Annotated in this window: 9 protein-coding genes and 1 pseudogene; 5 read left to right on the top strand and 5 right to left on the bottom strand. The window is 69.6% G+C overall.

The annotated features are described in order from the left end of the window. Window positions 1-554 precede the first annotated feature (554 nt). A complete protein-coding gene (locus OG361_RS41125; RefSeq protein ID WP_405851160.1) occupies window positions 555-2,939 on the top strand; it encodes a Helicase associated domain protein in 2,385 nt (794 codons plus the stop codon). Window positions 2,940-3,092: 153 nt separating this feature from the next. Next, window positions 3,093-3,629, top strand: a complete 537-nt coding sequence (gene tpg, locus OG361_RS41120; protein WP_405851162.1) for a telomere-protecting terminal protein Tpg — start codon at window positions 3,093-3,095, stop codon at window positions 3,627-3,629. Here the strand turns inward: tpg and OG361_RS41115 are convergent. From OG361_RS41115 to OG361_RS41105, 3 genes are read right to left on the bottom strand one after another with little or no spacing between them, the layout of a single operon-like run. Next, window positions 3,607-4,755, bottom strand: coding sequence for a hypothetical protein (locus OG361_RS41115; protein WP_405851164.1), 1,149 nt, complete (start codon window positions 4,753-4,755; stop codon window positions 3,607-3,609). The genes tpg and OG361_RS41115 overlap by 23 nt on opposite strands. Continuing rightward, the gene (locus OG361_RS41110) at window positions 4,752-5,453 is read right to left on the bottom strand and encodes an AAA family ATPase (RefSeq protein ID WP_405851166.1); all 702 of its coding nucleotides are present in this window, start codon (window positions 5,451-5,453) and stop codon (window positions 4,752-4,754) included. Before OG361_RS41110 ends, OG361_RS41115 begins: the two co-directional genes overlap by 4 nt. A 44-nt stretch (window positions 5,454-5,497) precedes the next feature. Continuing rightward, window positions 5,498-7,063: a Mu transposase C-terminal domain-containing protein gene (locus OG361_RS41105; protein ID WP_405861971.1), complete on the bottom strand. Its 1,566-nt coding sequence runs from the start codon at window positions 7,061-7,063 to the stop codon at window positions 5,498-5,500. Between the two features lie 357 nt (window positions 7,064-7,420). On the opposite strand from OG361_RS41105, the gene OG361_RS41100 reads away from it, so the two are divergent. Beyond that, entirely contained in the window at window positions 7,421-7,975 is a 555-nt protein-coding gene (locus tag OG361_RS41100) for a hypothetical protein (protein WP_405851167.1), read from the top strand. 299 nt (window positions 7,976-8,274) lie between these two features. Continuing rightward, window positions 8,275-8,538, top strand: a pseudogene (locus OG361_RS41095) (hypothetical protein); the annotation flags it as partial. 6 nt (window positions 8,539-8,544) lie between these two features. Here the strand turns inward: OG361_RS41095 and OG361_RS41090 are convergent. Next, complete coding sequence (locus OG361_RS41090) at window positions 8,545-9,054, bottom strand: DUF5954 family protein (protein ID WP_405851168.1); 510 nt, start codon at window positions 9,052-9,054, stop codon at window positions 8,545-8,547. Window positions 9,055-9,114: 60 nt separating this feature from the next. On the opposite strand from OG361_RS41090, the gene OG361_RS41085 reads away from it, so the two are divergent. Next, window positions 9,115-9,762: a hypothetical protein gene (locus OG361_RS41085; protein WP_405851169.1), complete on the top strand. Its 648-nt coding sequence runs from the start codon at window positions 9,115-9,117 to the stop codon at window positions 9,760-9,762. Window positions 9,763-10,915: 1,153 nt separating this feature from the next. Here OG361_RS41085 and OG361_RS41080 read toward each other — a convergent pair. Further along, the gene (locus OG361_RS41080; protein WP_405861969.1) at window positions 10,916-11,221 is read right to left on the bottom strand and encodes a hypothetical protein; all 306 of its coding nucleotides are present in this window, start codon (window positions 11,219-11,221) and stop codon (window positions 10,916-10,918) included. Between the last annotated feature and the right edge of the window lie 829 nt (window positions 11,222-12,050).

The following is a 12,050-nucleotide window of genomic DNA, read 5'->3' as shown; positions in this document are numbered from 1 at the left end:
TGCCCCGGCAAGCCGGGGCATAGAGCGCGAATTGCGCAAGCGCAATTCGAATTCCGGCGCAAGCGCCGGAATAGAATTCCGTAAACGGAATTCAGAAAAGAATGTAATTCGCGCAAGCGCGAATTACAGGCGACCGCGCAAGCGCGATCACCCAGGCTGGCTACAAGGGGTGGTGCATCACGTGCGGGCCTGTGTAGGGTCTGGGAATCCCAGCCACCACCCCCGCAACGAGGATGACGGACCATCGGTCTGACGGGGTGTCGGCCCCACCGCAGGTGACGGGCTCCGCTGCGCTCCACCCGAACCCCTCCCCCACCCTCGAAACCAGCCGCTCACGTTTACCAATGGCCCGTCAGTATGCCGAATGAACCATGAGCGCGGGGGCGAATCAGTCAAGCGTCATCCTCCAGATCAAACCTGTCGAGTGAGTGATGCATCACTGGTCCTAACTGTGTAGAGTCTGGGATCAGGCACCACTACCCCGGCCCACCACTCGCCGCGCCGGACTTTCCTTCTGATTGCACGTCGCATTCCGCGAAAAGGAGAACACGGGAATGGCCGTGAAACTGCGTGACCACCAGATCGAGGCCGTTGCTGCCATTGTGCGCGGTCTCGATGTTCCGCCGGGTGGTATTCCTTGGAACGGCCTGCGTGGGCAGGTGCACGCCGCGTGCGGGACGGGGAAGACCATCATTGCGGCGGCGTCGGCGAGGCGGCTCGTGCCCAAGGGTCGCATTCTCGTCCTGGTGCCGACGCTGGATCTTCTGACCCAGACCGTGCGGGCGTGGCGTGGGGCTGGGCATGCGGGGCCGGCGGTTGCGGTGTGCAGCCTCACCGATGACCCGGAGCTGTGGAGCCTGAAGGTGCGCTCCACGACGAATCCTGTGCGGCTGGCTCTGTGGCATGGCTCCGGGCCTGTGGTCGTCTTCGGGACGTACGCCTCGCTGGGGGTCCTGGCGGAGGCTTTCGAGGGTGTCTACGGGCAGCAGTTGGATCCGATGGACCTGACGGTGGTGGATGAGGCGCACAGAACTTCGGGCTCGATGGGTAAGGCGTGGGCCGATGTCCACGACCAGACCGTGATCCCGTCGCACCGCCGGCTGTACCTGACGGCGACGCCGCGGATTTGGGAGGAGCGGCTGAACCGGGAGGTCGTGGAGGGGGTGCGTGACCCGTTGCCGCGGGAGATGGCGGCCTCTATGGACGATGAGGCGGTCTTCGGGCCGGTTCTCTACAAGCTGTCGCTGGCGTCGGCCGTGTCGCGTGGGCTGCTGGCGCGGTATCAGATCATCGTCCTGGAACTTCAGGACCCGGTCGTCACCCCGGAGCGGCTGATGGGCGAGGACCGGCACAGCGAGAAGGTGCGCGGGGAGCGTCTCGGAGCCCTTCAGGCCGCGTTGCTGCACGCGATGGCGCAGCACGGTCTGTCGACGTGCATCACGTTTCATCATCGGACGATGGAGGCGCAGGCGTACGCGGAGGGTTTGGAGCGCGTGGCGGCGAAGCTGCACGCGGACCAGCCGGAGACGTATCCGAAGCGGGTCTGGGCGGACTGGTTGTGTGGTGAGCATGTCCCGGAGCGTCGGCGGGAGGTGCTGGGCGGGTTCGGGACCACGGCGCGGCGGGCCGTGCTCTCGAACTGTCGTGTCCTGGGTGAGGGCGTCGACATCCGGGTCGTGGACAGCGTGGCCCTGTTGGACCCGAAGGGCGCGCCCCATGACATCGTGCAGGCCATCGGCCGCGCTTTGCGTCAGAAGCCCGGAGAGGGAAAGCTTGCGTCTTTGATCGTGCCTGTATTTCTCCAGCCCGGGGAAAAGCCGGAGGACATGTTCACCTCGGGGTCGTATCGGCCTTTGGTGAAGGTTCTTGAGGGGTTGCGGGCTCACGATGAAGAGGCCGTGGAATTGCTGGCGATTCCGCAGGAGCCGCAGAAGGACGTGGCGCAGCCGTCCGCGTACATCGGCCCGCCGCCCGGGGAAGGCGAGGACGAATCCCGTCTTCTGCTGCGTTTTGCCGCTCCACGTGACCCGGTGATGGTCGCTGACTGGGTGTCCTTCAACGTGATCGACACCGAGCGGCAGGACTGGGCGCGCGGCTGGGCGAAGCTCAAGGCGTACGTCGAGCGGGTCGGGCACGCGAGAGTGCCGTACGGGCATCGGGAGGGTGCGGCACCCCTTGGGCAGTGGGTGGCGGAGCAGCGGCGGGCGTACGTGGCTGGGGAGATGAGCGGGCAGCGTGCCGGGCGGCTGGAGCGGCTCGGGATGGTGTGGTCGGTTGTGGATGAGCGGTTCCAGGAGAACCTTCAGGCGGCGAAGGCGTATTACGAGGAGTACTGGACGCTGTGTGCGCCCCGGACGGCGACGATGCTGGACCGGCCGATCGGGCAGTGGCTCGCGAACCTCCGCCGACCCGGCGCCCTGGACGATCACCCCGAGTGGAAGGCGGCACTGGAGGCCGTGGACGGGGACTGGAACCCGGCGTGGCCGGCCCCATGGCAGCGGCACTACGCCGTGGTCCGGGAGATGCTCGCCGAGGAGACCATCCTCGCGTACGTCGAACCCGGCGTCACCGTCCACGGCATGGACATCGGGAGGTGGCTCGCTCGGCAGCGCCAGCCCGAGGTGTGGGCCGCCCTGACCGACGGACAACGCGGGCGCCTGGAGGCTATCGGCGTCATCCCGCACACCCCGGAGCCGGAAGCACTCGCAGAGGCGTCCACGACGCCCGTGAGCGCCTTCGAGCGGGGTGTTGCGGCCCTGGCGCAGTACAAGGCCCGGACCGGCTCTGTGGTCGTCCCCAGGGCCCACACAGAGCGGCTGGAGGATGGCACGGAGGTCAAGCTTGGGGTGTTTTTGAGTAACAGCAAGAGCCGTCGGGCCAAGCTCACCGCGGACAAGCTCGCCGCGCTCGCCGAACTCGGACTTCAGTGGGCGCGTTGACAGAGTGCCTTCTCGAAGTGATCTCCAGAGCCCTACCGCATCTCAATGCTGCGTGCAGGAAGATCGAGATTCCGGCTGCCCGTCGCCGTCAGACATGGGAGACCCGGTGCATGAGGCGATCGACGGACGGAGGCCACGGTGGTACGGGCGGCGTTGGAACAGTTGCTGTTCACGCAGCCGGTGCCGGGTACCGCTGAGGAGCAGTTGCGTGTGCTGCTCAGGTGGGCGAAGGGGTCGAAGCGGGTGGTGGCGCAGGAGTTGGGGGTGTCGTTGCGGACGGTTCAGCGGTGGACGGCGCGGAGGGGGTCGGGGCGGGGCAGGCCGAGTGGTCGCCACCTGGTGCTGATCGAGGAGCGGGTGCGGGCGCGGTGGCAGCCGCGGGTGCGTGCTCGTCGGCAGGCTGCCGCGGAGGAGCGGGGGCTGGTGGTGCACACGCGGGCGCGGTTCGGGTTCGCGGCCGGTGCCGGTACCTCTGACGATCCCCGGCTCCGGCTGCTGACGGTGGCGGTGCCCGGAGAGGTGGCACGGGAGCTGTTTCGCGCCTGGGAGGCCGGGGCTTCCGACGGACAGCACGAGGTGATCCTGGGCCGGGCGTTGGGGCACGTCTACTTCCGGCAGGCTGGCCGGCGGGCGGACGCGCTGCAGGTGCGGTTCGGGGAAGTCGACTTCATCGACTTCGGGCTCGCGTAGCGGCTGTGGAGTTGCCTCCGGCCGGCGGTGGGGCGGGCTGGCCGGTCTCATGGCTCAGTGCCTCGTGTTTCTCCCGCCAGTCCCAGACCACCGGGCCGCGGTGCGTGCCTGCTCGGCCGGCGGGGGGCTGGGGCGGGCGGAGTCTGATGGTCTCGGCCAGGCGTAGGAGGGCGGGGCGGTCAGTGGGGGCGGCCAGGAGGTGGGGTGTGCTGGTGAGGTGTGCGAAGCGGGTCGCGGCGTGGAGGAAGACGGTGGCCCAGGGCGGGATGGGGTAGATCGCGCAGCCGTCGGTGTACCGGGTGCGGTCGTGCAGGGTGAGGGTGTGGTCGGCGGGGTGGAAGCCGTCCGTGTGGGCGGTGGTGAGTTGTTGGAACGAGGCTCCGGTGGCGATGGCTGCCGCGAGGGCGGCGGCGCGGGCGGGGTGGGCTGTCGCGGTGTGCAGGCGGTCGGTGAGCCGGGCTGTCTGGGCGGGCGTGGGTGGTAGGGGTGCCGGGCGCTGGTGGTAGACGATCGGCTTCGGTGCGCAGGCGGTGGTGCAGGGCTGGGGGCTGTCGTAGGAGACGAGGCGGTCGAGGGCGGCGAGGGTTATCCAGCGCAGGGCAGCGGGCGAAGCGGGCAGGGTGGGAGCTGCTGGCGGCGGGCTGGATGAGGCGGTGTCGCCCAGGTAGAGGGCGCGGGCTTTGGTGAGGGTGTGGACGGTGGTGTGGTGGCCGGCTGCCAGGGCGCGGTGGAGGGCTGCGGTCAGGCGGGGGCGGTGGACGACGAGGGTCAGGTGGATGCCGGTCTGGCACTGCAGGTCGAGGAGGCATTGGAGGCGGCGCTGGTCGAGGAGGTGGGCGCGCAGGACGGTCAGGCGGGTGACTGCCAGGGCGGTCGTCCACGCGGCGGCGGCCTCCCACAGTGGTGGTCGGCCGTGCGGGTACCGGCCCGGGATGTGGGCCGGTTTGCCCAGGGCCTGGAGCAGGTCGGAGGCGAGGGCGGTGTCGCTGGTCGTGCCCGGGCCGGGGTGAAGGGTGATGCGGCTGGCCTGCGGGGCGTGCGCGGCCAGGGCGGTGTGGGTGAAGGCGGCGTCGTCCCCGGGGTCGAAGACGACGGCGAGGCCTGTCCGGGGTGCGGGGAGGGTCATGCGAGGCGGCTGAAGGCCCAGCGCAGCAGGTCGCGGTCCGGGCGGGGGCGGCTGGTGCGTTCCAGGGCGGTGCGCAGGTGGGCGGTGAGCTGGGCCCAGGCTCGGAAGTTTCCGTGGGCGGCCTGCTCGTCGGCGAACGTCACGTCCGCGGGGTCGGCGTCCTCCCAGACAGGGTGGAAGAGCGGGACGACCTCGAGGACCTCAGCCGGGGTGAGACGGGTGAACTGCTGCCAGATGAAGATCCGGGAGGAGAGCATCGGCTCCCGGCGCAGCACGGTATGCGCGCCGGCGCCGCCGACGAAGACGATCGCGAGCCGGGTGGCGGGCTCGTCCCACAGGTAGCGGAAGTACTCGAACGCCTCCCCGTTGAGCCACTGCGCCTCGTCCACCAGGAATGTACGGGGCCGTTCCGCCAGAGCCGTTTTCAGGAGGCGGTCGAACTCGCTGGGGTGACGGGGCGGCTCCCCCGGCAGACGCAGGGTCTCGAAAAGCTCGTAGCGGACTGCGCGGGCGGTGGGGCGGGCGCGGAAGGTGACCCGGCACACCTCCTCGCCCGCCGTCTCCTCCAGCTCGCGCAGGCAGGTGTTGACCGCGAGGGTCTTCCCGAACCCGGCACCGCCGTGGATGCACATCATCGCCCGGGCCGCGACCGTGTCGGCGATGTTCTCCCTGGCGGTCAGCAGAGCTCGGGTCGTCACGATCTGCGCATCGGGCAGATCAACGTACTGATACGTCGGGGCAGTCACCGCGGTTCTCCCCCGCCGGTCACGTCGGCACCGGCACCGGCGGCAGCGCCTGGGCTGTGAGCGCCAGCGGTGCCTGAGCGGGGCTGCTCGTCAGCGGTCGGTGTATCTGCAGGGGCGCGGTGGGTGCGGGCCACAAGGGAAGGCGGCGTGCGCCAGCCGGCCGGAGGCGCAGCAGGCGGGATCAGATCCGGCAACGCCAGCCGCGACAGATCCGACTGCTCGGCCGCTGCCAGCTCCCGGCCGGCCTCCGCCCCGGTCACCGCACCAAGCCGCTCGGGCTTCCCTGGCCGGGTGGCTGCGGCGTAGCGCTCACGCTGCGCTGCGGCAAGGTCCTGCCGCAGCCGGCGGGTGCGGGCGGCCCTCGCTGTACGGACCGCGCTGATCTGCTCTGGTGTGGCGGCGTCCGCCAGTTCGGCGGGGCCCAGGTATCGGCCGGTGGCGGCGTCGAACACCTCGATGCGGCAGTCGTGATGCGGCATGAACCGGACCCGGACCCTCTCACCGGCCAGGCCCGTCATCCACGCCGCCACGTAGTCGCGGTTCCTGAAGCGGACACCCTTGGTGGAGAGCACCCGGAACCGACCGTCGTCCTCCAGGGTGAACGTCCACAATTCGTCCGCGCCGATCTCACGCAGCGGCGTCGGATCCGTCTCCCACACCTGCAGCGGGGAGCGGCCCTTCAAGGGCCCGGGGCGGTGGGAGGTGTTCCACCAGCCCACCCAGTCCAACAGGCGTGTGGTGAAGTCCTCGAAGTGCAGGAGCACCTCGTCCTTCGGCCGCGCCCGGCGTCGGCCCGGGCGCGGCTGGCGGGTGTAGCCGGGCAGCGCGGCAAGGAACATCGACTCCACGGCCCGGTTCAGGCCCTCCACCGTGCCCTTCAGGTGCGGGGTGTAGGCAGGCAGGTCCTCGACGGTGACGTCGAGGGCGTTGAACGCGGCGGCAACGGTCTTCGATAGGAAGTCCTTGCCCCGGTCCACGCGTACCTTTTCCGGCAGGCCGCCCTGTGGCCCGAACGGCTCCTCGCGCACCACCGCGGCGCGCAGCGCGGCCAGGACGGACTCCCGTGAGGGATGCCCCGGTGTGACCGCGACACCCATGATCGTGTTCGAAGCGCAGTCGACGAACCAGGTGATCCACGGCCGGCGGACGGTGCCCTCGACGTCGACCAGGACCGGGGCCTGGACGTGATCGGTCTCCCAGACCTGGTTCCGCCATCCCCGAGGCCGGGACAAGAACACATCGTGCCTGCGAGCCTCGCGCTCACCGCCGGCAAGCCCGGCCCGTTCCCCCGGCGTCAGATCACGCCGGATCGCCCGGTGGAGAGTGGGGATCGAGGGCGGAGGAGGTCCCTGTCCCCTCACAGCGCGGGCAGCAAGCTCGCGGTGAACGGCGGCCACGTTCCCCTTCCACAATGCGAGCAAGGCACGGACCTCCGGAGTGACCGTGAACCGGTCACGGGACTGCGCCCGTTCACCAGGACACTCAGCCGCACACTCGTCGCGCTCGGCAGCGGCCAGCCACCGCCACACCGTCCGCTCCTTCACATGAAGCGCTTCAGCCATCGACCGGACATGCCGGGACGACAGCGCGCCCTCCCGACGCAACGCCAGCAGCCGACGTACTGCCGGCCCGCGAAGAACCCTGGCCGAAGCCTCAGGCAGCCCCGTTGTCTCCCCCGACACCCGATCCCCAGACTCCACCCCTCGATCAGACCAGGCCCATCCGTCTCACTGCATAAGAACTCTCGAACCTGAGACAGCATCACCCACCATGAGATAACGCCTCATGACAGTGAAATCTCTCGCCTCATGACAGCGAGAAACAGCGAGCGACAACTCTCTGACCAGCCACAAAGACCCACTCACACAACCTCCGCCACTGACACACACCACCACTGACACCAACCCGAGAGATCGCACATGAGGATTCTGCAGGCTCTCAAGAAGCAGGGCGCTGACATCGTGGCGGGTGCCAAGCGCAGAGCTCTGGCTGTTCCAACCTCGGCTGAGCGCCTGATCGCCGAACAGCTTGCGCCGTCCCTCGCGAAACTCGATACGGCCACCACCCAGCTCGCTCAGCAGATCGCCGCTCGACAGGCAGCACTGATCAACGGCCCCGCACAGCAACTCGCCAAGCAGATCGCCGCTCGACAGGCAGCACTGATCAACGGCCCCGCACAGCAACTCGCCAAGCAGATCGCCGCTCAACAGGCAGCACTGATCAACGGCCCCGCAGAGCGCCTCGCCCGGCAGATGACTGGACTGCGGCGCATCGACACGCCGGTCCAGCGCCTCGCCCGGAAGATGGCGGACTCCATGCCCAAGTTGGACATCGCCGTCGACCTGCATCAACCGCATGGTCGCGATGAAGCCATTGATGACGAAGCCGAGCAGCCGGACTCTTCCGACACCCAGGAAGCCCGCGCAGTAGAGACAGACGACGCGCCCGCCGACGACGACAACGTAGGCGACTGACCAATCCTGTGGAGGAGCCGCAGCCGGGCGCGTGACGATGAGGGGTCGCGCCATCGTTGACGGTGCGACCCCCGAGCTGGGCATGGCTGATCCCCCAGGCCCGTGGAGTGTCCGGTGCGGGTCAACCGGCTTCGGTCTCTCCGGCCGCCCTCGCGGTAACCCACACGACGGCTTCCTCGTCGGTCATCAGCACTGCCTGGGCCAGGTGGGCGTCGCCGTCCTGGATGACGTGGACGCGGCCTGGGAACGGGCTGCTCGTGGCGGCGGGGTCGACTATCGGGGTGAGCCGCCGCCAGCTTCCGCCCCTCGTAGCGGTCCTCCAAGGCCTGCGCAGTCATGATGAGCGGCTGGTCGAGCAGCTCGCCTCCCGCGCCCTCACTCACGGCCAGCGCAAGGTCCACATCCAGCGCGACGAGGACGGGCGGATCGTCGGGGCCGGTGGCGAGGGCAAGGACCAGGAGGACGGTGCCGACGCCGCCGCCGAGTCGGCCCTGCTCCACTTCTCCTCTCCCCGGGACGCGGCCACGATCGCCGCGTTCCTGCACACCCGCGTCTACTGGCCACCCGAGTCATGACTGAGTGAGGATGCGGGTCCGCAGGAGTTCGAACGAGGCCGGCCATACATCGCCCTCTTCAAGGTCTTGACCCGGTTGACGTGGCCTTCGACGACGCCGGAGCTCCATTTGAGGGTGAGGCCGGCTGTGACGGCGTCGAGGTCCTGGCGGAGGGAGCCCGCGAAGCCGCTCATCGGTTTCGGAGCGTCCTGTTAGCAGGACGTCCGGACGACTCTCCACGGCCCGCGCCGAGTCGGCGAGCATGGGACCGGGGAACCTGGTCCCGCTGTAGGCCAGGGAGCGCAGGGCGACTCGCTCCGCCGCCTGAAGCGGGGCGAGAGGTGCGCCCGGGTCCAGGACGAGGCCGTCGTCGACCCGCGGACTGCGGGCGCCGGCGCCGGCGCCGGGGCTCCAGTCGGGGGTGAGGGGTTCGGGGTCGGTGGGCCGCGGCGTTTCGATGCCGCCGTGCGCGTCGATGGCCACGTACTCCTCGGCCCGCACCACGCGGTAGCGCCTGTCGAGCACGGTGAGCTCGTCGACATACTCCTCCTCCAGCCGGGCGACCGCCGCCAGTAGCCTCTCGTCATGCAGACAGCGCTGATGATCTACGACGGCCCCGCACCGGCCGATTCCGACGTCCCGCGTACCGGGGGCGTGCCGCTGGCTCCGGCCGGATTCGCCTGGCCCGTGTGCGGCTGCGGAGGGCCGCTGCAGTTCTTCGCCCATCTCCCCGTCGAGGGCGCTGTCCTGTCGGTGTTCTTGTGCCAGAACGACCCTGGCGCGTGCGAATTCTGGGAGGCGACCTCCAGCGCGAGCCGGGTCTATCTGTTTCCCCGGGAGGAACTGCTACCAGTGGCCGTGCCCGAGGCGGGTGTGACGCTACTGCCCGCCACCTCGGCCATCCGCACTCATGTCGTGACGATCGACCCCGAGGAGGCCTGCGAGGAGGAAGGGATCGAGCCTGACGCGTACGACCTTGCCCGCTCGGGATGGAAGTGGGAACCCGAAGAACGATTCGGGAAGCAGCGCGAAGTACTCGGGTCGCTCGGAGGCAGCCCTTCCTACCTTGAGGACGACCGACTGCCCGTGTGCCCCTCCTGCACCGGCACGATGGAGTTCGCGGCACACCTGGAGGAGGGGATGAACTGGGAGACCGCGATGAACCTCGGCGGCCAGCTGGGCTACGTCTTCGTCTGCCACGCTTGTCGCGAGGGATCCTTCCTCACGGGCTGAGGGCCACCTGCGAGGGTCACTGACGGCGACACTGTCGCCGGTACGAGACGCCGCAGAGCGCCCCTGGGGCGGAACCGGCGCCGCCCGTTCGCGGCGTCGCGACACAGGGGGGCGAGTGGCCGCCTCCGCTTCGCCCGCGAAGTCCGCGATCTTTCCGGCCGCCAGTCCCTCCAGCCACACCTCGGTGTCGCCCAGGCCGTCCAGCCACCCGCGGTGGTCCGACAGCTTCTTGTCCCCGGAACGAGCGAAGCCGGCGGAGGGCCGCTCGAGGAGCGACCCGGCACACCGCCGGCTTCTCACAAAGTTCAGGCCCGAAAACGAACCGTCCCTGCGCCTTCCCCATACAGGCCGCGTCCGCGGCGCAGCAGCCTCGAGGAGACGACGTGATCCCCCACAACCGACCGGTCATCAACGAAGCCGACGTCGCCCGCCGGCTCGGCGTGCCGCTGGCCACCTGGCGCCGCCGCGACGCCCTCGACTTCCGCAATCACGTCCGACCCTGCTTCCCGACAGCCGCTCCCTGGTCTACGACCAGGCCCAGGGCGAGGCCTACATCGCCGGCAAGCCGATCCCCCCGCTGCCCGCGGGCGAACACCCCGACGACCTCCTCACCGACAAGGAGGTAGCCTCGGTCCTCGGCATCACCCCCGGAACGGTCCGCGCCTACGCCTCCCAGGGCTACCTCTCGGGCGGCACCACCGTCTACGGCACCCGACTCTGGCCCCGCCATGAGGTCAACGAGCGCCGTGACAACCCTCCCGGCCAAGGCAAGGGCGGCGGCCGACGCGCCGACGAACCCCAGGGCCCCCGCAAGAGCAACACCCCTACGAAGGCGACCCGCGGCTGCAGACCGCCGGCGACACCCTCGCCGCGGCGAGCGGCGCGCCCAAGGGCCGGATCGCCGCCGCGCTCGCCGAACTGCTGAGGAGCAATTGCGGGGGGCATTGCGTTCCGGGCCCCCCGCGCTCCCGGGAGTCGGTCAGCTGGCTTTTCGGTAGGCGCCGGCGGGCCCGGCGAGACGCCTCCTGTGGCCGCCGGCAGGCGGTCCGGTGTCTGGTCCGTGGAAGGCGCGGATTACATCGATCTCGCTCTGATCGGCGAAAGGCCCCAGCGGAGCTTGGTCGCGGTCCACTCGGCGAGGTTCGCAGGTCGTTCAGACGATCGCCGCTCGCCTGCCAGGGACAGGCTGAGTGGTCAGCCTGCTGCAGGAGCGGTAGACCGTGAGGCGCAGGCTGACCATCAGCGGGGGCACGCCGGAAAAGATCAGGCATCTGCCGCGCTGTCCTCCCCCAACTGCTCGTATGTCGAGGACCGGGCGCCCGACCCCATCGTCAAACGGCACCACATCCCCCAGGCGCAGCTCCCACGGCATGACGTCCTGCGCCATCAGACCGGGCAGCGGCCGAGGTAGCACCGCGGTGATCGCCGGAGCGGTACCGCGGGTTTCCTCATAGGTCATGATCCATGTCTCCTGCACGGGAAGCAGCCCTACCCATGCTCACCAGCCCTTTATGCATGACTGGCTGGCACGCTTCGAGTAACTCAAGGTCGGCCTTTCGATAAGCGCGAGTCCTTCAGGCCCACGCGGGCTCATCGCCGCCGGCCGCCGATCTGCGCATGCCCGCTGGCCATGCGCGCGGAGCACAGCCGTGCCACCACGCCGTCGAGGTCGCCGACAGAGCCCGCCGGGGGCTCCCACAGGGCGAGGACTGCCCAGGGCCGCCCACCGCTCACTGCGCCGAAGCAGTTGAACGACCGGCTGATGGCATTCCTGGGCTGACAGCGCCGACCCCGTCTCTCCTGCGTGCGCGGGACGGGGCGCCTCCCTGACGCCCCCGCACCCGGCGACCCGGGTTACGGAGACGCCGGGCGAAGTGGCGGTCGGCATCAACTCTCCGCGCACCCAGTCCGCCGCCACCCTTTGTGCAGCCACCCGAGCAACGCCGCAGGCGACAAGATCACTTTCGGTTTGATTCAAGTAACGCATTGTCAGTGGGGCGCTCTACATTGGTCGGCCGCGTGGGAGAGCGCGTTGTCGATCGGGGAGGGGTGTCGGTTTGCCGTTCATCAAGGGGTATCTCAGGCGGGACGGGACGTCGGTGCGGTCTCATTGGCGGGCGCCGGCGGGGACGAGTAAGCAGACAGCGCTGGCCATCGGGATCGTGGCGGCCGTGTTCGTGTTCGGGGGCTCGTCGGGCACTTCTGCCGGCGGTGGAGCGGGGACGGAGCGGTTACCTGCACCACGGCCAACCTCGAGGGTGGCCTATCCGATCAAGTTCCCCGGCTGG

This window comes from Streptomyces sp. NBC_00090 (assembly GCF_045160815.1).
Lineage (GTDB): Bacteria > Actinomycetota > Actinomycetes > Streptomycetales > Streptomycetaceae > Streptomyces.
The sequence above is the reverse complement of the archived record's forward strand: the minus strand, read 5'-3'. Positions and strand labels throughout refer to the sequence as shown.

Coding starts and splice junctions, on each gene's coding strand:
- OG361_RS41125 (WP_405851160.1), top strand. CDS start 555: ATGGCCGTGAAACTGCGTGACCACCAGATCGAGGCCGTTGCTGCCATT.
- OG361_RS41115 (WP_405851164.1), bottom strand. CDS start 4,755: ATGACCCTCCCCGCACCCCGGACAGGCCTCGCCGTCGTCTTCGACCCC.
- OG361_RS41080 (WP_405861969.1), bottom strand. CDS start 11,221: ATGACCTATGAGGAAACCCGCGGTACCGCTCCGGCGATCACCGCGGTG.
- OG361_RS41100 (WP_405851167.1), top strand. CDS start 7,421: ATGAGGATTCTGCAGGCTCTCAAGAAGCAGGGCGCTGACATCGTGGCG.
- OG361_RS41105 (WP_405861971.1), bottom strand. CDS start 7,063: ATGGCTGAAGCGCTTCATGTGAAGGAGCGGACGGTGTGGCGGTGGCTG.
- OG361_RS41085 (WP_405851169.1), top strand. CDS start 9,115: ATGCAGACAGCGCTGATGATCTACGACGGCCCCGCACCGGCCGATTCC.